General features: G+C 73.4%; 25 protein-coding genes. 20 read left to right on the forward strand and 5 right to left on the reverse strand.

The genetic code is table 11. The features are described 5' to 3' along the window. The first annotated feature begins 277 nt into the window (after nucleotides 1-277). From ABZ873_RS10570 to ABZ873_RS10580, 3 genes are read left to right on the forward strand one after another with little or no spacing between them, the layout of a single operon-like run. Nucleotides 278-778, forward strand: coding sequence for a hypothetical protein (locus tag ABZ873_RS10570; protein WP_360868267.1), 501 nt, complete (start codon nucleotides 278-280; stop codon nucleotides 776-778). Continuing rightward, nucleotides 768-1,955, forward strand: a complete 1,188-nt coding sequence (locus ABZ873_RS10575) for an MAB_1171c family putative transporter (RefSeq protein WP_360868270.1) — start codon at nucleotides 768-770, stop codon at nucleotides 1,953-1,955. The genes ABZ873_RS10570 and ABZ873_RS10575 overlap by 11 nt, the downstream gene beginning before the upstream one ends. Continuing rightward, entirely contained in the window at nucleotides 1,952-2,734 is a 783-nt protein-coding gene (locus tag ABZ873_RS10580; RefSeq protein WP_360868273.1) for an SDR family oxidoreductase, read from the forward strand. Before ABZ873_RS10575 ends, ABZ873_RS10580 begins: the two co-directional genes overlap by 4 nt. A 48-nt stretch (nucleotides 2,735-2,782) precedes the next feature. Here ABZ873_RS10580 and ABZ873_RS10585 read toward each other — a convergent pair whose 3' ends face one another. Beyond that, nucleotides 2,783-4,420: an ABC-F family ATP-binding cassette domain-containing protein gene (locus tag ABZ873_RS10585; protein WP_360868275.1), complete on the reverse strand. Its 1,638-nt coding sequence runs from the start codon at nucleotides 4,418-4,420 to the stop codon at nucleotides 2,783-2,785. Nucleotides 4,421-4,520: 100 nt separating this feature from the next. On the opposite strand from ABZ873_RS10585, the gene ABZ873_RS10590 reads away from it, so the two are divergent. Together ABZ873_RS10590 and ABZ873_RS10595 are read left to right on the forward strand one after the other, a co-directional pair. Next, nucleotides 4,521-5,492 (forward strand): GlxA family transcriptional regulator, encoded by a 972-nt coding sequence (locus tag ABZ873_RS10590; protein ID WP_360868278.1) that lies wholly within the window; start codon nucleotides 4,521-4,523, stop codon nucleotides 5,490-5,492. Nucleotides 5,493-5,569: 77 nt separating this feature from the next. Then, entirely contained in the window at nucleotides 5,570-6,220 is a 651-nt protein-coding gene (locus tag ABZ873_RS10595; protein ID WP_360868280.1) for a DJ-1/PfpI family protein, read from the forward strand. Here ABZ873_RS10595 and ABZ873_RS10600 read toward each other — a convergent pair. After that, nucleotides 6,204-6,956, reverse strand: a complete 753-nt coding sequence (locus tag ABZ873_RS10600) for an enoyl-CoA hydratase-related protein (RefSeq protein ID WP_360868283.1) — start codon at nucleotides 6,954-6,956, stop codon at nucleotides 6,204-6,206. The genes ABZ873_RS10595 and ABZ873_RS10600 overlap by 17 nt on opposite strands. Before the next feature lie 75 nt (nucleotides 6,957-7,031). On the opposite strand from ABZ873_RS10600, the gene ABZ873_RS10605 reads away from it, so the two are divergent. Both ABZ873_RS10605 and ABZ873_RS10610 read left to right on the forward strand, forming a co-directional pair. Further along, nucleotides 7,032-7,691, forward strand: a complete 660-nt coding sequence (locus ABZ873_RS10605) for a DUF308 domain-containing protein (RefSeq protein ID WP_360868545.1) — start codon at nucleotides 7,032-7,034, stop codon at nucleotides 7,689-7,691. 94 nt (nucleotides 7,692-7,785) lie between these two features. Then, nucleotides 7,786-8,316 carry an ATP-binding protein gene (locus ABZ873_RS10610; RefSeq protein WP_360868286.1) on the forward strand — a complete coding sequence of 177 codons (531 nt, stop codon included), beginning with the start codon at nucleotides 7,786-7,788 and terminating at the stop codon, nucleotides 8,314-8,316. 52 nt (nucleotides 8,317-8,368) lie between these two features. Here ABZ873_RS10610 and idi read toward each other — a convergent pair whose 3' ends face one another. The 3 genes from idi to ABZ873_RS10625 all read right to left on the reverse strand — a co-directional run bounded on the left by idi (nucleotide 8,369) and on the right by ABZ873_RS10625 (nucleotide 10,234). Next, nucleotides 8,369-8,968, reverse strand: coding sequence for an isopentenyl-diphosphate Delta-isomerase (idi, locus tag ABZ873_RS10615; protein ID WP_360868289.1), 600 nt, complete (start codon nucleotides 8,966-8,968; stop codon nucleotides 8,369-8,371). A gap of 148 nt (nucleotides 8,969-9,116) precedes the next feature. Further along, nucleotides 9,117-9,671: an N-acetyltransferase gene (locus ABZ873_RS10620; RefSeq protein ID WP_360868292.1), complete on the reverse strand. Its 555-nt coding sequence runs from the start codon at nucleotides 9,669-9,671 to the stop codon at nucleotides 9,117-9,119. Nucleotides 9,672-10,096: 425 nt separating this feature from the next. Next, nucleotides 10,097-10,234 carry a hypothetical protein gene (locus ABZ873_RS10625; RefSeq protein ID WP_360868295.1) on the reverse strand — a complete coding sequence of 46 codons (138 nt, stop codon included), beginning with the start codon at nucleotides 10,232-10,234 and terminating at the stop codon, nucleotides 10,097-10,099. Here ABZ873_RS10625 and ABZ873_RS10630 point away from each other — a divergent pair, their 5' ends adjacent. The 13 genes from ABZ873_RS10630 to ABZ873_RS10690 all read left to right on the forward strand — a co-directional run bounded on the left by ABZ873_RS10630 (nucleotide 10,235) and on the right by ABZ873_RS10690 (nucleotide 24,830). Then, entirely contained in the window at nucleotides 10,235-11,845 is a 1,611-nt protein-coding gene (locus ABZ873_RS10630) for a DUF5941 domain-containing protein (RefSeq protein WP_360868298.1), read from the forward strand. Then, complete coding sequence (locus ABZ873_RS10635) at nucleotides 11,842-12,591, forward strand: phosphocholine cytidylyltransferase family protein (RefSeq protein ID WP_360868300.1); 750 nt, start codon at nucleotides 11,842-11,844, stop codon at nucleotides 12,589-12,591. Before ABZ873_RS10630 ends, ABZ873_RS10635 begins: the two co-directional genes overlap by 4 nt. Beyond that, on the forward strand, nucleotides 12,579-13,640 hold the full coding sequence (locus ABZ873_RS10640; protein WP_360868303.1) for an iron-containing alcohol dehydrogenase family protein: 1,062 nt from the start codon (nucleotides 12,579-12,581) through the stop codon (nucleotides 13,638-13,640). Before ABZ873_RS10635 ends, ABZ873_RS10640 begins: the two co-directional genes overlap by 13 nt. Beyond that, nucleotides 13,618-14,397, forward strand: coding sequence for a CDP-alcohol phosphatidyltransferase family protein (locus tag ABZ873_RS10645; protein WP_360868306.1), 780 nt, complete (start codon nucleotides 13,618-13,620; stop codon nucleotides 14,395-14,397). Before ABZ873_RS10640 ends, ABZ873_RS10645 begins: the two co-directional genes overlap by 23 nt. Next, complete coding sequence (locus ABZ873_RS10650; RefSeq protein ID WP_360868309.1) at nucleotides 14,394-15,287, forward strand: glycosyltransferase; 894 nt, start codon at nucleotides 14,394-14,396, stop codon at nucleotides 15,285-15,287. Before ABZ873_RS10645 ends, ABZ873_RS10650 begins: the two co-directional genes overlap by 4 nt. A 100-nt stretch (nucleotides 15,288-15,387) precedes the next feature. Next, nucleotides 15,388-16,317 (forward strand): ABC transporter permease, encoded by a 930-nt coding sequence (locus ABZ873_RS10655; RefSeq protein ID WP_360868311.1) that lies wholly within the window; start codon nucleotides 15,388-15,390, stop codon nucleotides 16,315-16,317. Beyond that, a complete protein-coding gene (locus ABZ873_RS10660; protein WP_360868314.1) occupies nucleotides 16,310-17,092 on the forward strand; it encodes an ABC transporter ATP-binding protein in 783 nt (260 codons plus the stop codon). The genes ABZ873_RS10655 and ABZ873_RS10660 overlap by 8 nt, the downstream gene beginning before the upstream one ends. A gap of 404 nt (nucleotides 17,093-17,496) precedes the next feature. Further along, nucleotides 17,497-18,381, forward strand: coding sequence for a squalene synthase HpnC (hpnC, locus tag ABZ873_RS10665; RefSeq protein ID WP_360868317.1), 885 nt, complete (start codon nucleotides 17,497-17,499; stop codon nucleotides 18,379-18,381). Beyond that, nucleotides 18,378-19,340, forward strand: coding sequence for a presqualene diphosphate synthase HpnD (hpnD, locus tag ABZ873_RS10670; protein WP_360868320.1), 963 nt, complete (start codon nucleotides 18,378-18,380; stop codon nucleotides 19,338-19,340). Before hpnC ends, hpnD begins: the two co-directional genes overlap by 4 nt. A gap of 100 nt (nucleotides 19,341-19,440) precedes the next feature. Next, nucleotides 19,441-20,820: a hydroxysqualene dehydroxylase HpnE gene (gene hpnE, locus ABZ873_RS10675; protein WP_360868323.1), complete on the forward strand. Its 1,380-nt coding sequence runs from the start codon at nucleotides 19,441-19,443 to the stop codon at nucleotides 20,818-20,820. Continuing rightward, complete coding sequence (locus tag ABZ873_RS10680) at nucleotides 20,817-21,977, forward strand: polyprenyl synthetase family protein (RefSeq protein WP_360868326.1); 1,161 nt, start codon at nucleotides 20,817-20,819, stop codon at nucleotides 21,975-21,977. Before hpnE ends, ABZ873_RS10680 begins: the two co-directional genes overlap by 4 nt. A gap of 124 nt (nucleotides 21,978-22,101) precedes the next feature. Further along, a complete protein-coding gene (shc, locus tag ABZ873_RS10685) occupies nucleotides 22,102-24,180 on the forward strand; it encodes a squalene--hopene cyclase (RefSeq protein ID WP_360868329.1) in 2,079 nt (692 codons plus the stop codon). After that, nucleotides 24,180-24,830, forward strand: coding sequence for a 1-hydroxy-2-methyl-2-butenyl 4-diphosphate reductase (locus ABZ873_RS10690; protein WP_360868332.1), 651 nt, complete (start codon nucleotides 24,180-24,182; stop codon nucleotides 24,828-24,830). Before shc ends, ABZ873_RS10690 begins: the two co-directional genes overlap by 1 nt. Nucleotides 24,831-24,833: the final 3 nt, after the last annotated feature.

Consider the following 24,833-nt stretch of genomic DNA (forward strand, 5'->3'; position numbering starts at 1 on the left):
GGCGACCGCATCACCCTGCGCCAGCTCGCCGGCATGCGCAGCGGGCTCTACAACTACAGCGAGGACCCGGACTTCGACAAGGACTTCGAGGCCGCTACTCCCGTACAAGATCTGTAGGCATGGTGGAACGCCCGTTCGTCGTCAGGCGGACGGGCTTCCGCGTTTCCTCCCCCTCAGGACCGTCACCCCCGAGGCCGCCTTGAAGGCACAGGACGTCATGCCCCTGCCCGTACACGCCTACCGACGCTGCCCCGGAAAGGGTCCGAAGAGGGATCACATGCCTTACCGGCAACTCAGCATTCGCAAAAGGTGCGAGAACATTCTCGGCCATCTGGATCTGACCCACCCGTTCTCCCTCGACGCGCTGTGCGAGCGGATAGCCGAGCGGCGCGGCCGCCCCATCCGCCTCCACCCCCTCCCCAAGGAAGCCGCCGAATCCGGGGTCTGCGGCCTGTGGGTGGGCACGGCCAGCGTCGACTACGTCTTCTACGAGGCGCAGACCACCCCGCTCCACCGGGAGCACATCGTCCTCCACGAGCTCGGCCACATCCTCTTCGGCCACCACTCCCTGGAGGGCGAGGACACCGGCACCGGCGCCCCCACCGTGCTCGGGCGCACCAACTACACCACCCGGCAGGAGCAGGAGGCGGAGATGCTCGCCAGCATGATCCGCATCCGCACCGCCCACGCCGCCCCCCGCACCCCCGCCCACGGCCGCGGCACCCTCGCCCGGCTGGAGTCCGCCATGGGCTACGAGCGGGGCTCCGATGGCAGCTGACCTCACCGCCTTCGGCGACTGGCTCGCCGTCCCCGCCGTCGTCTGCCTCTGGGCCGCCGTCCTGCTGCGCGCCCCGGGCGCCCTGCGCTCCCCGCAGCAGCGCGGCCTGTGGCTGGCCGTGGCCACCGCCGCCGCCGCGATGACCCTGAACCTCCCGGACCTGGTCGCCTACGCGATGGACCGCGGCGCCGGCTACGCCCACACCATCGGCCTCGTCCGCAACCTCATCGGCGTGTTCTCGGCCGGCGCCGTGCTCTACTTCGTCGCCGCCGCCACCCGCGGCCGCCGCCTCCGGATCGCCTCCTGCGCCGCCACGGTGCTCTGGCTCGCCGCCCTCACCGGCCTCGACACCGCCGCCCCCGGGCACGGCACGCACACCATGCCCCCGGCCGGCGAGCCCGTGCCCTCCCTCGCGTACTGGCTGGTGCTGATCTCCGCGCACGTCGTCGCCAACACCGTCTGCGTGGCCCTGTGCTGGCGCTACAGCCGCCGCACCGCCAGCCGCGGCCTCGCCGCCGGGCTGCGGCTCTTCGGCCTCGGCACCGCCCTCGCCGGGCTGTTCTGGCTGGCGTACCTGCTCAAGGCCCTCTTCGGCAGCACCTGGGCGATGCCCGCGCTGCCGCTGCTGATGAACCTGCACGGCCTGCTGCGCGCCGCCGCGATCCTCGTGCCCACCCTGTTCACCCTGCGCCGCACCCTCGACGACAGCGCCACCGCCTGGCGGCTCTGGCCGCTCTGGCGCGACCTGGTCGAAGCCGTGCCGCACGTCGCGCTCAACAAGCCGCGCTCCGGCCGGGTGGTGGAGCTGCTGTGGCCGCCCGTCCCGCGCAACCTGCTGGTCTACCGCAAGGTGATCGAGACGCGCGACGCGATCCTGATCCTGGGGGAGTACGTCCGCCCGGGCGCCCTGGAGCAGGCCCGCGGGCATGCGGCCGGACGCGGCATCCCCGAGCAGCGGCGCACCGCGGCCGCGCTGGCCCGCGTACTGAGGGAGGCCCGGCGGGCGAAGCTGGACGGGCTGCCCGGTCAGCCCGGCGGGGCCGCCGGCCTGGAACTGCCCGCCGTCATCCAGGGCTCGCGGGAGGGCGGGGACCTGGCGGACGAGGCCGGCTTCCTCGTCGACGTCGCCGAGGCGTACACCGCGCAGGCCGCACCCGAGGACGTGAGGACACCGTGAGCACCACCGTACTGATCACCGGGGCCAGCGCCGGACTGGGCGCCGCCTTCGCCCGCGCCTTCGCCGTCCGGGGCTGCCGCCTGGTGCTCGTCGCCCGCGACAAGGACCGGCTGGAGGCCGTCGCCGACGCCCTGGCACGCGAGTACGGGACGCCGTCCGAGGTGCTGCCCGCCGACCTGCTCGACCCGGCGGACCGCGCGGCCGTCGCGCAGCGGCTGGCGGACCGGGACCGGCCCGTGGACGTCCTGGTCAACAACGCGGGCTTCGGCCTGCCCGCGCCCTTCCCGCACAGCCCCGTCGAGGACGAGGAGCGCATGCTCGACCTGCTGGTCAAGGTGCCGCTCGTGCTCACCCACGCGCTGCTGCCCGGCCTGCGCGAGCGCCGCCACGGGGCCGTGCTCAACGTCTCCTCCGTGGCCGGACTGCTGCCCACCGGCACCTACGGGGCCGCCAAGGCGTGGATCACCGCGTTCAGCGAGTCCCTGCGGGTGGACATGCGGCCGTACGGGGTCCGCGTGCTGGCGGTGGTGCCCGGCTTCACCCGCACCGAGTTCCAGGAGCGGGCCGGGATGGACGTCAGCGCGCTGCGCGACGCGGTCTGGCTGGAGCCGGAGGCCGTGGTCGAGCGGGCCCTCAAGGACCTGGCCCTGCGCCGTCCCGTCAGCATCACCGGCCGCCGCTACCGCGCCTACGCCTTCGCCGTCCGCCACCTCCCGCGCGGCTTCGTCGCGGAGCGGCTGGCCCGCCGCCGCCGGGCCCCGGCCGCATCCGGTACGTGAGCCCGCGCGGGCCCACGTACCGCTGGGGCCTGATCCGCCGGACAGGCCCTACAGCTCGGTGACCCGGCCGCCCGCGACCTCCAGCCGGCGGGTCACGTGCACCGCGTCCAGCATCCGGCGGTCGTGCGTGACCAGCAGGAGGGTGCCCTCGTACGCCTCCAGCGCGGACTCCAGCTGCTCGATCGCCGGCAGGTCCAGGTGGTTGGTCGGCTCGTCCAGCACCAGCAGGTTCACCCCGCGGCCCTGGAGCAGCGCCAGCGCGGCACGCGTGCGCTCACCGGGGGAGAGGGTGGCCGCCGGGCGCATCACATGGGCCGCCTTGAGGCCGAACTTGGCCAGCAGCGTGCGCACCTCGGCCGGCTCGGTGTCGGGGACGGCCGCGCAGAACGCCTCCAGCAGCGGTTCGTCGCCCAGGAACAGCCCGCGGGCCTGGTCGACCTCGCCGACCAGCACACCGGAGCCGAGGGTGGCGGAGCCGGAGTCCGGGGCCAGCCGGCCGAGCAGGACGGCGAGCAGGGTGGACTTCCCGGCGCCGTTGGCCCCGGTGATCGCCACCCGGTCCGCCCAGTCGATCTGCAGGCTCGCCGGGCCGAAGGCGAAGTCCCCGCGCTTCACGGCCGCCTCGCGCAGGGTGGCCACCACGGAACCGGAGCGCGGGGCCGCCGCGATCTCCATCCGCAGCTCCCACTCCTTGCGGGGCTCCTCCACGACCTCCAGCCGCTCGATGGCGCGCTGCGTCTGGCGGGCCTTGGCGGCCTGCTTCTCGCTGGACTCGCCGCGCAGCGACTTGCCGATCTTGTCGTTGTCGGTGGCCTTGCGGCGGGCGTTGCGCACGCCCTTGTCCATCCAGTTGCGCTGCATCTGCGCCCGGCCTTCGAGGGCGGCCTTCTTGTCGGCGTACTCCTCGAACTCCTCGCGGGCGTGGCTGCGGGCCCGGGCGCGCTCCTCCAGGTAGGAGTCGTAGCCGCCGCCGTAGAGGTTGATCTGCTGCTGGGCCAGGTCCAGTTCGAGGACCTTGGTGACCGTCCGGGTCAGGAACTCGCGGTCGTGGCTGATCACGACCGTGCCCGCGCGCAGCCCCTTGACGAAGCGCTCCAGCCGCTCCAGACCGTCGAGGTCCAGGTCGTTGGTGGGCTCGTCCAGCAGGAAGACGTCGTAGCGGGAGAGCAGCAGCGAGGCCAGGCCCGCGCGGGCCGCCTGGCCGCCGGAGAGCGCCGTCATGGGCAGGTCGAGGCCGACCGCGAGACCGAGGTCGTCGGCCACCTCCTGGGCCCGCTCCTCCAGATCGGCGCCGCCGAGGTCCAGCCACCGGTCGAGGGCGGTGGCGTACGCGTCGTCCGCCCCCGGGGTGCCGTCCACCAGGCCCTGCGTGGCCGCGTCCAGCTCCGCCTGGGCGGTGGCCACGCCCGTACGCCGGGCCAGGAACTCCCGGACCGACTCCTCGGGCCGGCGCTCCGGCTCCTGCGGGAGGTGGCCGACGGCGGCGGTGGGCGGGGAGAGCCGCAGCTCCCCGGTCTCGGGGGTGTCCAGACCGGCGAGCAGACGCAGCAGGGTGGACTTCCCGGCGCCGTTCACGCCGACGAGACCGATGACGTCGCCGGGCGCGACGACGAGGTCGAGACCGGCGAACAGCGTGCGCTCGCCGTGCGCGGCGGTGAGCTTCTTGGCGACGAGGGTGGCAGTCATGATGGGCCGATCCTATCGGCGCCGGGCGGCTGCCCAGATGGCCGGATAGGTGGGAAGCCCGTCATTGCGGCCACCGCGCCGGCGCGCGCACGATGGAGCCATGCCCTCAGCGCCGCGCGGCCTCCTCGTCCTCCTCTACGACGGGGTGCAGAGCCTGGACGTGACAGGGCCGGTGGAGGTGTTCGCCGCGCTCACCCACTTCCCGGGCCGGTCCGGGTACACGATCCGTACGGTGTCCCCCGGCGGGCGGCCCGTGCGCAGCGGCAGCGGCCTGGCCCTGCTGCCCGACGGGGACCTGGCGGAGGCCCGGCCGGGCCCGGGGACCACGGTGCTGGTGCCCGGCGGCCGGCACACGACGGACTTCGAGCCCCGGCTCGTCGACTGGCTCCGGACCCACGGGGGTGGCGCGGAGCGGCTGGTGTCCGTCTGCACGGGCGGGCTGCTGCTGGCGGAGGCGGGCCTGCTGGACGGGCGGCGGGCGACCACGCACTGGAACGCCTGCGAGCGGATGGCGCGGGACTACCCGGCGGTCGCGGTCGACCCGGACCCGATCTACGTACGGGACGGATCCGTGCACACCTCGGCCGGGGTCACCGCGGGGATCGACCTCGCGCTGGCCCTGGTGGAGGAGGACCACGGGCGGGACGTCGCGCTGACCATCGCCCGCCATCTGGTGGTGTTCCTGCGCAGGCCCGGCAACCAGGCGCAGTTCAGCGCGCAGCTGGCGGCCCAGACGGCCCGGCGGGACCCGCTGCGGGACGTCCAGCAGTGGATCACCGAGCATCCGGGGGAGGAGCTGGGCGTGGAGCGGCTGGCCGCCCGCGCCCGGCTCTCGCCCCGGCATTTCGCGCGGGCCTTCCGGGCGGAGACCGGGGTCACGCCCGGCCGGTACGTCGAACGGGTGCGGGTGGAACACGCCCGGCGGCTGCTGGAGGAGGGCGGGGAAGGGATCGCCCAGATCGCCCGTGCCTGCGGTTACGGCACCCCGGAGGCCCTGCGCCGGGCCTTCGTCCGGACCCTCGGCCAGCCGCCCGCCGAGTACCGGCGCAGATTCGGCGGGCCGGGCGGCTGAGGGACGCCCCCCGCCGTCCGCCCGCGGTATGTCCCGTGTCCCGACCGACGACCGACGACCGACGCTCCGGAGGAGCCATGCAGATCGCCATCCTGCTCTACGACCGCTTCACCGCCCTCGACGCCATCGGCCCCTTCGACACCCTGGGCCGGCTGTCCGGCGCCGAGGTCGTCTTCGTCTCCGAGCGGCCGGGCCCCGTACGCACCGACGGCGGCGCCCTCGCGCTCGTCGCCGACAAGGGACTCGACGAGGTCACCCGGCCCGACATCGTGCTGGTGCCCGGCGGGCCGCACCCCGAGCGGGAGATGGCCAACCCCGCCGTCCTGGACTGGCTGCGCGCCGTCGACGCGGGCTCCGCCTGGACCACCTCGGTGTGCACCGGCTCGCTGCTGCTGGCCGCCGCCGGGCTGCTCGACGGCCGGCGGGCCACCAGTCACTGGATGTACCTGGACCGGCTGGCGGAGTTCGGGGCCGCGCCCACCGGCGAGCGGGTGGTGTACGACGGGAAGTACGTCACCGCCGCCGGGGTGTCCTCCGGCATCGACATGGGGCTCGGCCTGCTCGGCCGGATCGCCGGGGACGACTTCGCCCAGGCCGTCCAGCTGATGACCGAGTACGACCCGCAGCCGCCCTACGACGCCGGATCGCCGGAGAAGGCCCCGGCCCCGCTCGTGGCGATGCTGCGCGGGCACCACCTGCCCGGCGAAGGGGTCACGGGGTCCAGGTGAACCGGGGCGCCCGGCGCTCCAGGAAGGCGGCGACCCCCTCGGCGGTGTCCGCGCTCCCGGCCGCCTGCTCCTCCCAGTGGGCGTCCCGGTCGGTGCGGCCGTCGGCGAACTCCTTCGCCGCCGCCTGCGTCAGCTGGGAGCGGGAGGCGAGGATCCGGGTGAACTCGGCGACGCGCCCGTCCAGCGCGCCCGCGGGCAGCAGCTCGTTCAGGAACCCGGCGCGCAGGGCCTGCGGGGCATCGATCAGCTCCGCGGAGTAGAGGAGGTACTTGGCCCAGGACGGGCCGACCAGGGCCGCGAGCCGCCGGGTGGCGGAGGCCGGGTAGACCACGCCCAGCCGGGCCGGGGTCACCCCGAAGGAGGCACCCTCCTCGGCGAAGCGCAGATCGCAGGCGGCGGCCAGCTGGCTGCCGCCGCCCACGCAGAAGCCGCGGACGGCGGCCAGGGTGGGCTTGGGGAAGGCGGCCAGGGCCTCCTCGGCCGCCACGGCGAGGGCCCGCGGGTCGTCCTTGCCGGTCAGGGTGGAGATGTCGGCGCCCGCGCAGAAGGTCGGGCCGTCCCCGGTGAGTACGAGCACCCGTACGGCCGGGTCGTGGGCCAGCTCCGCCAGCAGCTCCGGGAGCGCCCGCCACATCGCCGCGGTCATGGCGTTGCGCTTGGCGGGGTGGGAGACGACGACGGTGGCGACCCCGTCGGCGACCGTGTGGCGGAGGGTGGCCTCCGGGGCTGCGTCCATGCGCCGGATGCTATCCCGGGGGCCCGAACCTATGATCAAGGGAGTCCGTGGGGGGTGCGAGGAGGTGGCATGTCCATGGGCACGGCTCCGGAGCCGCAGCGGGAGAAGAAGAAGCTCCACCGCAGTTTCGGGCTGCTGGCCGGGCTCGGGGTGCTGCTCGTGCTGGCCGGTCTGGTCGGCCTCGTCTACACCGGCCTGGCCACGCTCACCTCGATGTTCCTCTTCGGCTGGCTGCTGCTGATCGGCGGTGTGGTGGGCCTGCTCCAGGCCGTGCAGTCCCGGAGGAGCAACTACTTCTGGCTGGCCGTCATCGTCGCCGCGATCAATATCGCGGCGGGCTTCGTGATCCTGCGCCGCCCCGAGGCCAGCGCCGAGGCCCTGACCATGTTCGCCGCGCTGCTCTTCCTCACCGGCGGGCTGTTCCGGCTGGTGGGAGCCCTCGTCGTACGCGGGGCCCACTTCGGGCTGGCACTGGTCCAGGGCGCCTTCGGGGTGCTGCTGGGACTGCTGATCCTGTCCAACTGGCCCGGCAACAGCCTCTACGTGATCGGCGCCTTCTTCTCCCTCGCCCTGCTCTTCGACGGGCTGAGCCTGATCGTGACGGGCATGGGCGCGCGCCGCATCCTGGGCCTGGTCAGGGAAGACGGTGTGACGGGGGAGGCCGGTGAGGCGGGCGGGGCCGGTGAGACGGCCGGGAAGCGGCCGCGAGGAAATCAGGAACGGACCAACAACTGACTCCGTCATACGCCAACGGTCAGAAAGCGTCCGATTGACGCCGACTTCTGGTCAGCGGTCCGGGCCGGATGGCCCCGTTCCCCACTCTGGACGCGTGGAGACGATCGAGCGTGAAGACGGGGGCCGGAAGATGGACAGCAGCGGGAGCGTCCCGCAGGCCAGGGAAGGGGAGCCGCAGGCTCCGGCCGACCCCCTCGCGTACGAGGGGGTGTGGCGGTTCACCGCGCCCGCGGTTGAAGAATCCGTTCCGCAGGCCCGCCGGGCGGTCCGCGACCTGCTCGGGCGCCAGGGGGTGCCCGCCCCGCAGGACCTGGTGTACTCCCTGCTGCTGATCGTCTCCGAGCTGGTGACGAACTCGGTGCGGCACGCGGCCCTGCTCTCGCCCGAGGTGGCCGTGGAGGTGGCCGTCGGCCGCTCCTGGGTCCGGGTGGCTGTCGAGGACAACCACCCCTACCGGCCCAAGGCCCTGGAGGCCGACTTCGGCCAGACCGGCGGCCGGGGCCTGCTCCTCGTCCGGGAGATCACCCTGGAGTCCGGCGGGGTCTGCGACGTCGAGCACACCTCGACCGGCGGGAAGGTCATCTGGGCCGCCCTGCCGCTGCCCCGGCCGCCGGCCGCCGGCTGAGCGGCGGACGGCCGAGCGGTGGAGGGCCGGACGGCGGGGGACCGGCCGGGGGCTACCAGCCCGCCGCGTCGCCGGTCAGCTCGCGGATCGCGGGCCGGGCCGCGTCCAGTACGGTCATGAACCAGGCGGAGAACGGAAGCTCGGCGTGCCGCTTCGCCAGCTCCTCGGCGGTGACGAAGGCGGTGTCCTCCACCTCCTCCGGGTCCGGCCGCAGGGCGGCCTGCGCCAGTCCCACGAACAGGTGATTGAACTCCTGCTCCACCAGCCCCGAAGCCGGGTCCGGGTGGTTGTAGCGCACCGTCCCCGCCTCCGCGAGCAGCGAGGGCGACAGGCCCAGCTCCTCGTGGGTCCGCCGGGCGGCGGCCGCGAACGGGGACTCGCCCGGGTAGGGGTGGCCGCAGCAGGTGTTCGACCAGACGCCCGGGGAGTGGTACTTCCCGAGGGCCCGCTGCTGGAGCAGCAGACGCCCCTGCTCGTCGAAGAGGAATACGGAGAACGCCCGGTGCAACTGGCCGGGCGCCTGATGAGCGGAGAGCTTCTCCGCGGTGCCGATGGTGTTGCCGGACTCGTCGACCAGTTCGAGCATGATCGGTTCTTGAGTACCGGTGCCGTTGGACGCAGTGTGCGCGGCGGTGGCTGGTGTGGTCGGCATACCCATCCTTCGCTTCGGACTTCGGCCCTCAGTCTGCCGTACAAAAGAGGCTTGTCCGCACTTCGGCCATCCGCGCATGTCCGCCCCCCGCCACGTGCTAGCGGCGGGGGGCGGACCGTCGCGGAGCGCCGCGCACACCGCGTGGGCGTCAGACCCCGAAGGGCGCCGGATACGCGATCGTGCCTGCCGGGACCGGCACGGAATCGTCCAGGACCAGCGCCATCATGGCCTCGTCCGGCACCTCGAAGGGCGCCCGGATCCCGAAGGACGAGGCCGGAACGAAGCCGAAGCGCGGGTAGTAGGCCGGATGGCCCAGCACCAGGACCAGCGGCTCCCCGCGCTCCTTCGCCGCCGCCAGCACGGCCCGTACGACCGCGCTGCCCGCGCCCGAGCGCTGGTGTGCCGGGAGGGTGGCCACCGGGGCCAGTGCGAGCGCCGGGGCGCCGTCCACCGTGCACCTGGTCAGCAGGGCGTGCGCGGCCACCGACCCGTCCGGCGCCTGCGCCACGTACGAGAGCCCCGGCAGCCAGGCCGGGTCCGCGCGCAGGGCGTCCACGAGATCGGCCTCCGAGGGGGTCTCGAAGGCCGCCAGGTTGACCGCCCGTACGGCGGCGGCGTCGGCCGCCGTCTCCGGACGGGTCGGCCAGGCGTCGGTGGGGTGGGCGGCGGAGTCGCCGTCGGTGGTGTGGATGTGTTCGGTCAACGTGAACCCTTGTGACGGGGGCTCCGGCCGATCGGCTCCCCGGCGGCAGCCGGGAGGCAGGTGGATCAGGCTCGGCCGGACACCCGGGAGGAACGGGGGATGAACCGGAGCTCGCAGCGCACGGCCGCGACCACTGCGACGGTCATCGACCCACCTCTTTCCACTCGACGCCTCCGGGGGCGTCGCCACCGTAACATCCGGGCCGTTTGTGGTACCGCGCCGTGATCATCGATGATGATCACGACCCGGCCCGCAGCCCCGGATATCGGGCTTGTCAGGGCGTGAACGGGCGGTGAATGCCTGCTTCCCTTCATCCGATAGCCTCTGCCGACGTGCCGCCCCCACCAGGGCGTCCGTACGGAACCCGTTACAAGGAGTGAGTTCGTCTGCCGACCGTCATCCTCACCGGCCTGCCGGTCCCCGGATCACCGCTCGCTGACGAGCTGCGCTCCCTCGGCTTCGAGGTCCGCCCCGCCGCCGGCCCCCGGGACGCCGCCGCCGCACTGGCCGGCGTACCCGCCGACCAGCGGGTCGCCGTCGTGGACAGCGCCTTCGTCGGGCACGTGCACGCCCTGCGCCTGGCGCTGACCGACCCGCGCTTCGACGCCTGCGCCGTCACCGGCGCCCTCTCCGTCCAGCCGGGCGCCCGCGAGGCCCTGGACAAGGCCGTCGCCACCGAGACCGCCCACGGGCCCGGTGCCTACGCCGACCGGCTGGCCACCGCCGTCGAGGCCACCGGGACCACCGTCCAGCGGCCCGAGCTGGGCAGCCTCGTCGCCACCGTGCCCGCGGGCGCGGACGAGCGGGCCGCGGCCTCCGCCGCCGTCGCCGCCGTCGACGAGGAAGCGGTCCGGCTGCGCTCCGCCGTGAAGTCCCGCGACGGGTTCTTCACCACCTTCTGCATCAGCCCGTACTCGCGCTACCTCGCCCGCTGGTGCGCCCGCCGCGGCCTGACCCCCAACCAGGTCACCACCGCCTCGCTGATCACCGCGCTGATCGCGGCCGGCTGCGCCGCCACCGGCGAGCGCTGGGGCTATGTGGCCGCGGGCGTGCTCCTCATCCTCTCCTTCGTCCTGGACTGCACCGACGGGCAGCTCGCCCGCTACTCGCTCCAGTACTCGACGATGGGCGCCTGGCTCGACGCCACCTTCGACCGGGCCAAGGAGTACTCCTTCTACGCGGGCCTCGCGCTCGGCGCCGCCCGCAACGGGGACGACGTCTGGGGCCTGGCCCTCGGCGCCATGATCCTCATGACCTGCCGGCACGTCGTGGACTTCTCCTTCAACGAGGCCAACCACGACGCCACCGCCAACACCAGCCCCACCGCGGCCCTCTCCGACCGCCTGGACAGCGTCGGCTGGACGGTCTGGGTCCGGCGGATGATCATCCTGCCGATCGGTGAGCGCTGGGCGATGATCGCGGTCCTGACCGCCCTCACCACCCCCCGGATCGTCTTCTGGGCCCTGATCGCCGGCTGCGCCTTCGGCGCGCTCTACACCACCGCGGGCCGGGTGCTGCGCTCCCTGACCCGCCGGGCCCGCCGCACCGACCGCGCCGCGCAGGCGCTGGCCGACCTCGCGGACTCCGGCCCGCTCGCCGAGCTCCAGGCCCGGCTGCTGCGGGGCCGGGCCGGCACCTTCGGCTCCGTGTACGTGGCCGCCCTCGGCAGCGCGCTGCTGATCGCCGCCGCCCTGTACCTGCCCTTCGGGGACCCGCGGCTGGCCGCCGTCGCCGTGATCTACGCCATGGCCGCGGGCCTGGCCGTCGCCGCCCCGCTCAAGGGCGCCCTCGACTGGCTGATCCCGCCGCTGTTCCGGGCCGCCGAGTACGTCACCGTCCTGGTGCTCGCCGCCAAGGCGGACGTGCCCGGGGCCCTCCCGGCGGCATTCGGCCTGATCGCGGCGGTCGCCTACCATCACTACGACACGGTGTACCGCATCCGCGGCGGCACCGGCGCGCCCCCGCACTGGCTGGTGCGGGCGATCGGCGGCCACGAGGGCCGGGTCCTGCTGACCGCGGTCCTGGCCGCCGTCCTCGTGGACCGCGCATCGGACTTCCCCGCCGCGCTCACGGTCCTGGCCGTGTTCGTGGCACTGGTGGTGCTCGTGGAGAGCATCCGCTTCTGGGTCTCCTCCGGGGCACCCGCCGTACATGACGAAGGAGAACCAGCATGATCGGCCTTGTCCTCGCTGCCGGTGCGGGACGCCGCCTGCGCCCCTACACCGACACCCTGCCCAAGGCCCTCGTGCCCGTCGGCCCCGAGGGCGACGAGGAGAGCCTGACCGTCCTCGACCTCACCCTCGGCAACTTCGCCGCCGTCGGTCTCACCGAGGTCGCGATCGTCGTGGGCTACCGCAAGGAGGCCGTCTACGCGCGCCAGGCCGCGCTGGAGGCCACGTACGGGCTGAAGATCACGCTGATCGACAACGACAAGGCCGAGGAGTGGAACAACGCCTACTCCCTGTGGTGCGCGCGTGAGGTCCTCAAGCGCGGTGTGATCCTCGCCAACGGCGACACCGTCCACCCCGTGTCCGTCGAGGAGACCCTGCTCGCCGCCCGCGGCGACGGCCAGAAGATCATCCTCGCCCTGGACACGGTCAAGGCCCTGGCCGACGAGGAGATGAAGGTCGTCGTCGGTGACACCGGCGTCCAGAAGATCACCAAGCTGATGGACCCGGCCGACGCCACCGGCGAGTACATCGGCGTCACGCTGATCGAGGCCGAGGCCGGCGAGGCCCTGGCGGAGGCGCTGAAGACCACCTTCGAGCGCGACCCGGACCTGTACTACGAGGACGGCTACCAGCAGCTCGTCAACGACGGCTTCGTGATCGACGTGGCCCCCATCGGTGACGTCAAGTGGGTCGAGATCGACAACCACGACGACCTCGCCAAGGGCCGGACGATCGCATGCCAGTACTGACGAGGCTCATCCCCTCGCCCGTCGTCGTCGACATCGCCAGCGGCGCGATGGACGATCTGGCGGGCCTCCTGGCCGACCAGCGGATCTCCGCCTCGGGCAAGCTCGCCATCGCGATCAGCGGGGGCTCCGGCGTGGCGCTGCGCGCCAAGCTGGAGCCCGTCCTGCCGCACGCCGACTGGTACGCCGTCGTCGACGGCACCATCGACTCCGCGGTCAAGCTGGCGGACGACATAAAGGGCCGCCGCTACGACGCCGTCGTCGGCCTGGGCGGCGGCAAGATCATCGACGTGGCCAAGTACGCCGCGGCGCGGGTCGGGCTGCCCATGGTCGCGGTCGCCACCAACCTCTCGCACGACGGCATCTGCTCGCCGGTGTCCATCCTGGACAACGACAACGGCCGCGGCTCCTACGGTGTCCCCACGCCGATCGCCATGGTGATCGACCTGGAGGTCATCAAGGAGGCCCCGGTGCGGTTCATCCGGGCCGGCATCGGCGACGCGATCTCCAACATCTCCGCCATCGCCGACTGGGAGCTCTCGCACCGCGTCACCGGCGAGCCCGTCGACGGCCTGGCCGCCGCCATGGCCCGTACGGCCGGCGAGTCCGTGCTGCGCCACCCCGGCGGCTGCGGCGACGACGAATTCCTCACCGTGCTCTCCGAGGCCCTGGTCCTCTCCGGCATCGCCATGTCGATCAGCGGGGACTCCCGCCCCTCGTCCGGCGCCTGCCACGAGATCAGCCACGCCTTCGACCTGCTCTACCCGGGGCGCTCCGCGCTCCACGGCGAGCAGGTCGGCATCGGCGCCGCCTTCGCGATGCACCTGCGCGGGGCCGCGGACGCCGCCGGCCACTTCGTCGAGGTGCTGCGCCGCCACAGCCTGCCGGTCGCGCCCGAGGAGATCGGGTTCAGCATCGACGAGTTCGTCGCGGCCGTGGAGTACGCCCCCCAGACCCGCCCGGGACGCTTCACCGTCCTGGAGCACCTCAACCTGTCCGCAGCCGAGATCAGGGACGCTTACGCCGACTATGCCAAGACCATCCGTATCTGAGCTCCGGCCCGTCGTGCACCCGGCGGGCGTGAAGGACCGGGTCAGTGGCGAGCACTGGGGCGGACGCCTCTACATGCGCGAGATCTCCCTGCGCATCACCCGCGTCCTGGTCACCACGAAGGTCACGCCGAACCAGCTGACCTACCTGATGACCCTCGCCGGCGTCCTCGCCCTCCCGGCGCTGCTGATCCCGGGGATCTGGGGCGCCGTGCTCGGTGTGGTCGCGGTCCAGATGTACCTGCTGCTCGACTGCGTCGACGGCGAGGTCGCCCGCTGGAAGAAGCAGTACTCGCTCTCCGGTGTCTACCTGGACCGGGTCGGCGCCTACCTGTGCGACGCCGCCGTCCTGACGGGCTTCGGCCTGCGCGCCGCCGACCTGTGGGGCACCGGCCGGGTCGACTGGCTGTGGGCCTTCCTCGGCACGCTCGCCGCGCTCGGCGCGATCCTGATCAAGGCGGAGACGGACCTGGTCGGCGTCGCCCGCCACCAGGCCGGCAAGCCGGTGGTGAAGGACGCGGCCGCCGAGCCGCGCGCCAAGGGCATGGCCCTGGCCCGCCGGGCCGCCGCCGCCCTCAAGTTCCACCGGCTGATCCTCGGTATCGAGGCGTCGCTGCTGATCCTGTTCCTGGCCGTCCTGGACCAGCTGCGCGGGGACCTGTACTGGTCCCGGGTGGGCGTGGCGGTGCTCGCGGCCATCGCGATGCTCCAGACGGTGCTGCACCTGGTGTCCATCCTCGCGTCGAGCAGGCTCAAGTGAGCTCCCCGATGCGGCTGGGCGCCGTGATCATCACCATGGGCAACCGGCCCGACGAGCTCAAGGCGCTGCTGGACTCGGTGGCCCGCCAGGAGGGCGACCCGGTGGAGGTCGTCGTCGTGGGACAGGGCGTGCGGGTGGCCTCCGTGGCCGAGCTGCCGCCGGGCGTCCGCAGCGTGGACCTGCCCGAGAACCTGGGCATCCCCGGCGGCCGCAACGTCGGCATCGAGGCGTTCGGCCCCGGCGGCCGCGACGTGGACGTGCTGCTCTTCCTCGACGACGACGGCCTGCTGGAGCGGACCGACACCGCCGAGCTGTGCCGGCAGGCGTTCGCCGAGGACCCCGCGCTCGGGATCATCAGCTTCCGCATCGCGGATCCGGAGACCGGGCAGACCCAGCGCCGGCACGTACCCCGGTTGCGGGCCTCCGACCCGATGCGCTCCTCGCGCGTGACCACCTTCCTCGGCGGTGCCAACGCCGTCCGCACCACGGTGTTCGAGCAGGCCGGGGTCCTGCCGGGGGAGTTCTTCTACGCGCACGAGGAGACCGATCTGGCCTGGCGCGCGCTCGACGCGGGGTGGCTGATCGACTACCGGGCGGACATGGTCCTGCTGCATCCGACCACCGCCCCCTCCCGGCACGCGGTGTATCACCGTATGGTGGCCCGTAACCGGGTGTGGCTCGCCCGGCGCAACCTGCCCGCCCCTCTGGTCCCGGTCTACCTGGGCGTCTGGCTCCTGCTGACGCTCCTGCGCAAGCCCTCGGGACCCGCGCTCAAGGCATGGTTCGGCGGATTCCGGGAGGGATGGACCACCCCCTGCGGACCCCGCCGCCCGATGAGATGGCGTACGGTCTGGCGGTTGACCCGGCTGGGCCGACCACCTGTCATCTGACCAGCCCGCGTCTGGGAACATGGCGCGATCACGATCACGGGCTCCGTGCCACCGGCCTGATGCCCACCCGGCCGCATCTTGAGGACGAAAGTTTCAACTTGTGAGTGACACAACCCACAACGGCGCCCTCGCCACGAGCAGGCCGCCGTCCGCAGACGCGGGGCTGAGCCCTGCGGAGCTGGCCAGGAAGTACGGCCTCTCCGTCAGCGGCGCCCGGCCCGGTCTGGGCGAGTACGTGCGGCAGCTCTGGGGCCGGCGCCACTTCATCCTGGCGTTCTCCCGGGCCAAGCTGGTCGCCCAGTACAGCCAGGCGAAGCTGGGCCAGGTCTGGCAGGTGGCGACCCCCCTGCTGAACGCCCTCGTCTACTGGCTGATCTTCGGCCTGATCCTCCAGGCCGGCCGGGAGATGCCCAAGGACGTCTACATCCCCTTCCTGGTGGTGGGCATCTTCGTCTTCACCTTCACGCAGAGCTCGGTGATGGCGGGCGTCCGGGCGATCTCGGGCAACCTCGGCCTGGTGCGCGCGCTGCACTTCCCGCGCGCCTCCCTGCCGGTGTCCTTCTCGCTCCAGCAGCTCCAGCAGCTGCTGTACTCGATGATCGTCGTCTTCGTGATCGCCCTCTGCTTCGGCAACTACCCGCGGCTGTCCTGGCTGCTGGTGATCCCGACGCTGGCGCTCCAGTTCGTCTTCAACACCGGCCTCGCGATGATCTTCGCGCGGATGGGTTCCAAGACCCCCGACCTGGCGCAGCTGATGCCGTTCGTGATGCGTACGTGGATGTACGCCTCCGGCGTCATGTTCCCGATCGGGATCTACCTCAAGGACCACCCGCAGTGGATCAGCGACGTACTGCTGTGGAACCCGGTGGCGATCTACATGGACCTCATCCGGTTCGCGCTGATCGACGACTACGCCGCCAGCAACCTGCCCCCGCACGTGTGGCTCTTCGCGGTGGGCTGGGCCGTGCTGATCGGCCTCGGCGGCTTCGTGTACTTCTGGAAGTCTGAGGAGCGTTACGGCCGTGGCTGAGCACACCCAGGACCGCATCCCCACCGTGATCGCGGACGGCGTCCACATCGTCTACCGCGTCAACACCGGCAGCAGCGGCAAGGGCGCGGCCACCGCCGCGCTCAGCAAGATAGTCCGCCGGAAGAAGGGCGACGCCCCCGGCGTCCGCCGGGTCCACGCCGTGCGCGGGGTCTCCTTCACCGCCTACCGCGGCGAGGCCATCGGCCTCATCGGCTCCAACGGCTCCGGCAAGTCCACCCTGCTGCGTGCCATCGCCGGGCTGCTGCCCTGCGAGGAGGGCAAGGTCTACACCGACGGCCAGCCCTCGCTGCTGGGCGTGAACGCCGCGCTGATGAACGACCTCACGGGCGAGCGCAACATCGTCCTCGGCGGTCTCGCCATGGGCATGTCCCGGGAGCAGATCAAGCAGCGTTACCAGAGCATCGTCGACTTCTCGGGCATCAACGAGAAGGGCGATTTCGTCTCGCTGCCGATGCGCACCTACTCCTCCGGCATGGCGGCGCGACTGCGCTTCTCCATCGCGGCGGCCAAGGACCACGACGTCCTGATGATCGACGAGGCCCTGGCCACCGGTGACCGTTCCTTCCAGGTGCGTTCGGAGAACCGCATCAAGGAACTCCGCGAGAAGGCCGGTACGGTCTTCCTCGTCAGCCACAACAACAAGTCCATCCGCGACACCTGCGACCGGGTGCTGTGGCTGGAAAAGGGCGAGCTCCTGATGGACGGGCCCACGGAGGAAGTCGTCTCGGCCTACGAGAAAGCCACCAACGGCTGACCGCCGGTCCGCCTCCCTCGAAGGCCCCTGCCGCTCGGCGCGGCGGGGGCCTTGAGCGTGCACCCGCATTACTCGCGCGCGTGTTCTCGGATTGCGCGGCGACATTATGCGCCGGGGCGAATACCCGCGCGGTCCCCGCGACGTTGTACAGCGTAAGCTGAAGTGGGCCTGAATCACGGCAAGAGGGGACGATTCACCGCAGGTGAACAGCCCCGGAACACCCCCGGTAAACCCCCGGCGGCGTGTCCGAAATAGGATGCATTGGGTCGGCAGTGTAGAACGGGAGATGTGACGGCAATGGCTACGGGAATTCTCCGGCCCCCAGGAACTTCGGCCGTCCCCGCCGCGGGCGGCGGGCGGTGACCCCGGGGACCGGCATCCGGCCACCGTCCGACACGGTCCACGTGAGCGCCACCCTCGACAAGGCGGCGGCGGAGAACTTCCCCGTCGCCCCCGCCTTCCTGCCCCGCGCCTGGCGCGAGGGCCTGACGGCCGTCTACGGCTACGCCCGCCTCGTCGACGACATCGGCGACGGCGACCTCGCCCCCGGCGGGCGCGACGCCGTCCTCCTCGGCCTCGACCCGGCCGCCGTCGACGACCGGCTCGCCATGCTCGACGCCCTCGAAGCGGACCTCCTGCGCGTCTTCGGCTCCGCCGACGGCCCCCCGCGCCACCCCCTGCTGCTGGCGCTGCGGCCCGTCGTCCGCGCCCACGCGCTGACCCCCGAGCCCTTCCTCGGTCTGATCGAGGCCAACCGCCGGGACCAGCTCGTCACCCGCTACGCGACCTACGCGGACCTCGTCTCGTACTGCGAGCTGTCCGCGAACCCGGTCGGCCGCCTCGTACTGTCCCTCACCGGGACCAGCACCCCCGAGCGCGTCCGCCGCTCCGACGCCGTCTGCACCGCGCTGCAGATCGTCGAGCACATGCAGGACGTCGCCGAGGACCTCGGGCGCGACCGGATCTACCTGCCGGCCGAGGACATGCGGCGCTTCCACGTGTCCGAGGCCGATCTCGCGGCCCCGAGCGCGGGCGCGTCCGTACGCGCCCTCACCGCCTTCGAGGCCCAGCGCGCCCGCGAGCTGCTGGAGGAGGGCACCCCGCTCGTGGGCAGTGTGCACGGCAGGCTCCGGCTGCTGCTCGCGGGCTTCGTGGGAGGCGGGCGCGCCGCCCTGCGCGCCGTCACCGCCGCCGGCTTCGACGTCCTCCCCGGCCCGCCCAAGCCCACCAAGAGCGGCCTGCTCCGCGAGGTGGCCGCCGTCCTGCGCACAGCGCCGAGAAAGGGGTGAGCCCGAACGTGGAGGGGCCCACACACGCGTCCGCACCGGTCCAGGCGGCGTACAGCTACTGCGAGGCCGTCACCGGCACGCAGGCACGCAATTTCGCGTACGGGATCAGGCTGCTGCCCACCGACAAGCGCCAGGCGATGTCGGCGCTCTACGCCTTCTCCCGGCGGGTCGACGACATCGGCGACGGCACCCTGCCCGCCGAGGCCAAGTTCGTCCGGCTGGAGGAGACACGCGCCCTGCTCGGGCGGATCCGGGCGGGCGAGATCGAGGAGGACGACACCGACCCGGTGGCCGTCGCCCTCGCGCACGCCGCCCGGCGCTTCCCGATCCCGCTCGGCGGTCTCGACGAGCTCATCGACGGCGTCCTGATGGACGTCCGCGGCGAGACCTACGAGACCTGGGACGACCTGCGGACCTACTGCCGCTGCGTGGCCGGGGCCATCGGCCGGCTCTCCCTCGGGGTCTTCGGCACGCCGAACGCCACCGGTCCCGTCGCCGCCGACGCCGCGCGCGCACCCGAGTACGCCGACACCCTCGGCCTCGCCCTGCAACTCACCAACATCCTCCGCGACGTCCGCGAGGACGCCGCCAACGGCCGCACCTACCTGCCCGCCGAGGACCTGGCCAAATTCGGCTGCGGGGACGGCTTCCACGCCGACCGGGCCCCCGCCGGGGCGGACTTCGCCGGGCTCGTGCACCACGAAGTACGCCGCGCCCGCGCCCTGTTCGCCGAGGGCTACCGGCTGCTGCCGCTGCTCGACCGGCGCAGCGGCGCCTGCGTCGCCGCCATGGCCGGCATCTACCGGCGCCTGCTCGACCGCATCGAGCGGGAGCCGGAGGCCGTCCTGCGCGGCCGGGTGTCCCTGCCGCCCCACGAGAAGGCGTACGTCGCCGTGCGCGGGCTCTCTGGGCTCGACGCGCGGACCGTCACCCGCCAGGCCGTCCGGAGGCGCGTGTGACGGCCCCGGCGAAGGACGCCCGGCGCGGCGCAACCCCCGCGGCGGCGGCCGCGTCTCCCACGGCGGGCCGCGCCGCGGCGCACGGCACGGGGGAGGGCGTATGACCGGCACCGACCGGCACGCCGTCGTCGTCGGCGGCGGCCTCGCCGGGGTCACCGCCGCCCTCGAACTGGCGGACGCCGGGCTGCGCGTCACCCTCCTCGAAGGCCGCCCCCGGCTCGGCGGGCTCGCCTTCTCCTTCAAGCGCGGCGACCTCGTCGTCGACAACGGCCAGCACGTCTACCTCCGTTGCTGCACCGCCTACCGCTGGTTCCTCGACCGGGTCGGCGGCGCCGCCCTCGCCCCGCTCCAGGACCGGCTGGACGTACCCGTCCTCGACGTGGCCCACCCCGGCGGCCCCCGCCTCGGCCGGCTGCGCCGCGGCCCGCTGCCCGTGCCGCTGCACCTGGCCGGCGCCCTCGCCCGCTACCCGCACCTCTCCCTCGCCGAGCGCGCCGGCGTCGGCCGCGCCGCGCTCGCCCTGCGCCGGCTCGACCCCGAGGACCCGGCGCTGGACGGCCTGGACTTCGCCACCTGGCTGCGCCGCTACGGGCAGTCGGCCCGCACCGTCGAAGCGCTCTGGGACCTCGTCGGCATCGCCACGCTCAACGCCACCGCCGAGCAGTCCTCCCTCGGGCTCGCCGCCAAGGTGTTCAAGACCGGGCTGCTCTCCGAGAAGGGCGCCGCCGACATCGGCTGGGCCCGCGTACCGCTCGGTGAACTCCACGACACCCTCGCCCGCGCGCGGCTCGACGCCGCCGGGGTCCGCACCGCCCTGCGCACCCGCGTCACCGCCCTGACCCGCACCCCCGAGGGGAGCTGGCGCGTCGACACCGAGGAGGACACCCTCGAAGCGGGCACCGTCGTCCTCGCCGTCCCGCAGCGCGAGGCCCACGCACTGCTGCCGGACGGCGCCCTCGCCGACCCCGGCAAGCTCCTCGACATCGGCACCGCCCCCATCCTCAACGTCCACGTGGTCTACGACCGCAAGGTGCTCCGGCAGCCCTTCTTCGCCGCCCTCGGCTCGCCCGTGCAGTGGGTCTTCGACCGCACCGACTCCTCCGGCCTCCCCGACGGCGGCCAGTACCTCGCCCTGTCCCAGTCCGTCGCCCAGGACGACATCGACGAGCCCGTCTCCGCCCTGCGCGCCAAGTACCTCCCCGAGCTCGAAAAGCTGCTGCCCGCCGCGCGCGGCGCCAAGGTACGGGACTTCTTCGTCACCCGGGAGCGCACCGCGACCTTCGCCCCCACCCCCGGCGTCGGCCGGCTGCGCCCCGGGGCGCGCACCGACACGCCGGGGCTCTACCTCGCCGGTGCGTGGACTGCCACCGGTTGGCCCGCGACCATGGAGGGCGCCGTCCGGAGCGGACTGAACGCGGCCCACGCCGCGCTCGCCGTGCTCGGCCGCCACCGCGAACACCCGCTCCAGGAGGCGGTATGACGCCCAGCACCATCGGCACCACTAGCACAGCACGTACAGGAACAAGAGGAGAGCCAGTGAACCCGGGTAATCCGGCTGTCGAGAACACGGATGCCAGTGTGGCCGCAGCCGGCAGGGGCGTGGAGAAGGCGGACACGGTCGCCCTCCTGGAGCGCGGCCGTACGCTGTCCACCCCGGCGCTGCGCGCCGCCGTGGACCGGCTCGCGGCGCCCATGGACACCGTGGCCGCCTACCACTTCGGCTGGATCGACGCCCAGGGCAACGCCGCCGACGGCGACGGCGGCAAGGCCGTGCGCCCCGCCCTCGCGCTGCTCTCCGCCGAGGCCGCGGGCGCCCGCCCCGAGGTCGGCATCCCCGGCGCCGTCGCCGTCGAGCTCGTGCACAACTTCTCGCTGCTCCACGACGACCTGATGGACGGCGACGAGCAGCGCCGCCACCGCGACACCGTCTGGAAGGTGCACGGCCCGGCCCTCGCCATCCTCGTCGGCGACGCCCTCTTCGCCCTCGCCAACGAGGTGCTGCTGGAACTGGGCACCGTCGAGGCCGGCCGCGCCACCCGCCGCCTGACCACCGCCAGCCGCAAGCTCATCGACGGCCAGGCGCAGGACATCTCCTACGAGCACCGCGAGCGCGTCAGCGTCGAGGAGTGCCTGGAGATGGAGGGCAACAAGACCGGCGCCCTCCTCGCCTGCGCGGTCTCCATCGGCGCCGTGCTCGGCGGCGCGGACGACCGTACCGCCGACAAGCTGGAGGAGTACGGCTACCACCTCGGCCTCGCCTTCCAGGCCGTCGACGACCTCCTCGGCATCTGGGGCGACCCGGAGTCCACCGGCAAGCAGACCTGGAGCGACCTGCGCCAGCGCAAGAAGTCCCTGCCCGTGGTCGCCGCCCTCGCCGCCGGCGGACCGGCCTCCGAGAAGCTGGCCGAACTGCTCGCCGCCGACGCCAAGAGCAGCGACTTCGAGAACTTCTCCGAGGAGGAGTTCGCCGCCCGCGCCGCCCTCATCGAGGAGGCCGGCGGCCGCGCGTGGACCGCCGACGAGGCGCGCCGCCAGCACGCCGTCGCCATCCGCGCCCTCGACGACGTGGACATGCCCCAGCAGGTGCGGGAGCAGCTCGTCGCCCTCGCCGACTTCGTCGTCGTCCGCAAGAGGTGACCGCCACCCGTCAGCGGATATGACTCGCCAGTCGCCGGCCGGCGCCGCCACCTGAGAGAGGGTGGCGCGCACCGGCCGACGGCAGACCCCAGCACAGCAGAGGACACTGTTCTAAGGGGAAGCCATGACTGCGACGACCGACGGCAGCGCCGAAAGCGCTGGCGCAGGCAGCGAATCGACCCAGGGCGCACCGCCGCCCGACACCCGGCGGCCCGACCGGCCGGGACCCGGCGCACCCCGCGCCGGACAGACCGCCACCGTGGTGCTCCCGGAGCCGCCGCAGGACACACCGCCCGGCGTGTACGAGGCCACCGTCCGCGCGACCCGGCACCTCCTGGACCGCCAGGACCCCGAGGGCTGGTGGAAGGGCGACCTGGAGACCAACGTCACCATGGACGCCGAGGACCTGCTGCTGCGGCAGTTCCTCGGCATCCGCGACGAGGCCACCACCTACGCCGCAGCCCTCTTCATCCGCGGCGAGCAGCGCGAGGACGGCACCTGGGCCACCTTCCACGGCGGCCCCTCCGAACTCTCCGCCACCATCGAGGCGTACGTCGCCCTGCGCCTGGCCGGCGACCCGCCCGACGCCCCGCACATGAGCCGCGCCTCCGCCTGGATCCGGGCCCACGGCGGACTCGCCGCCGCCCGGGTCTTCACCCGGATCTGGCTCGCCCTCTTCGGCTGGTGGAGCTGGGACCAGCTGCCCGAACTCCCGCCCGAGCTGGTGTTCCTGCCGCCCTGGGTGCCGCTGAACATCTACGACTTCGGCTGCTGGGCCCGGCAGACCATCGTCCCGCTCACCGTGGTCTCCGGGCTGCGCCCCGTCCGCCCGGCCCCCTTCGCCCTGGACGAGCTGCACGCCGACGCGCGCGAGCCCTACCCGGCCCGCCGCATGGCCCCGCTGACCACCTGGGACGGGGCCTTCCAGCGCATGGACCGGGCCCTGCACCTCTACCGGCGGTTCGCCCCGCGCCGGCTGCGCGAGGTGGCCATGGACACCGCCGCCCGCTGGATCATCGAGCGGCAGGAGAAGGACGGCTGCTGGGGCGGGATCCAGCCACCCGCCGTCTACTCCGTGATCGCCCTGCACCTGCTCGGCTACGACCTCGGGCACCCGGTGATGCGCGCCGGACTGGACTCCCTGGACCGCTTCGCCGTCTGGCGCGAGGACGGCGCCCGGATGATCGAGGCGTGCCAGTCCCCGGTGTGGGACACCTGCCTGGCCGCGATCGCCCTCGCCGACGCGGGCGTCCGGCCCGACCATCCGGCGCTGGTCAAGGCCGCCGACTGGATGCTCGGCGAGGAGATCGTCCGCACCGGCGACTGGGCGGTGCGCCGGCCCGGACTGGCCCCTGGGGGCTGGGCGTTCGAGTTCCACAACGACACCTACCCGGACATCGACGACACCGCCGAGGTGGTCCTCGCGCTGCGCCGGATCCAGCACCCCGACCCGGCCCGGGTGGAGGGGGCCATCGCCCGCGGGGTGTCCTGGAACCTGGGCATGCAGTCCAAGGACGGGGCGTGGGGCGCCTTCGACGCCGACAACACCAGCCCCTACCCCAACCGGCTGCCCTTCTGCGACTTCGGCGAGGTCATCGACCCGCCCTCGGCCGACGTCACCGCCCACGTGGTGGAGATGCTGGCCTACGAGGGCCGGGCCGGCGACCCCCGCACCCGGCGCGGCATCGCCTGGCTGCTCGACGCGCAGGAGCCCGACGGCAGCTGGTTCGGCCGCTGGGGCACCAACTACGTCTACGGCACCGGGTCGGTGGTCCCCGCCCTCACCGCGGCCGGCCTCGCCACCGGGCATCCCGCCGTGCGGCGCGCCGTGCGCTGGCTGGAATCCGTACAGAACGAGGACGGCGGGTGGGGGGAGGACCAGCGCTCCTACAAGGACCGGGCGTGGGCCGGGAAGGGCGCCTCCACCGCCTCGCAGACCGCGTGGGCCCTGATGGCGCTGCTCGCGGCGGGCGAGCGGGAGGCGGAGGCCGTCGACCGGGGCATCGCCTACCTCGTCCGGACCCAGCGGGAGGACGGCTCCTGGGACGAGCCCTACTTCACCGGCACCGGCTTCCCCTGGGACTTCTCCATCAACTACCACCTGTACCGCCAGGTGTTCCCGCTGACCGCGCTCGGCCGCTACCTCTACGGGGAACCGGCCGCGCTGACCGGCTCCCACCCGGTCGCCGCCGGGGGGCTGTGATGTCCGCCCCCGGCGGGCCCGGCCCCGCCGGTCCGCTGCTCATCGCCTGCGCCCTGCGCATCGAGCAGGCGGCGCTGCGCAGCGGGGCGCGCGGGCCCGGCCGCGGGGCGCACACGCTGGTGCGCACCGGGATGGGGCCGCGCGCCGCCGAACGGGCCCTCGGCCGTGCCCTGGAGCGCCCGGGAGGGCGGCGGGCGGCCGTGCTCGCCACCGGCTTCTGCGCCGGGCTGCTGCCCGGCATGCACCCCGGCGACCTGGTCGTCGCCGAGGAGACCCGCGACCCGCGGGGCTCCGTCGCCTGCACCGGGACCGCTCTGCTCGCCGAGGCCCTGGCCCGCGCCGTCCCCGGCCGGACCGTGCACACCGGTGCGCTGACCGGCTCCGACCATGTCGTACGGGGGCAGGAGCGGGCCGCGCTGCGCGCCACCGGAGCCGTCGCCGTCGACATGGAATCCGCGGCCACGCTGTGGACGGCCGTACGGGGCGGCGGCCGTCCCGTTGCGGCCGTCCGGGTGATCGTGGACGCCCCGGACCATGAGCTCGTCCGCATCGGCACGGTCCGCGGGGGAATATCGGCCTTCCGTGTCCTGCGTGCCGTACTGCCCGCTTTTTATGAATGGCACCGTTCTTCGCTGCTCCCCAGGAGGTGAGCC

This window comes from Streptomyces sp. NPDC047014 (genome assembly GCF_040644195.1).
Lineage (GTDB): Bacteria > Actinomycetota > Actinomycetes > Streptomycetales > Streptomycetaceae > Streptomyces.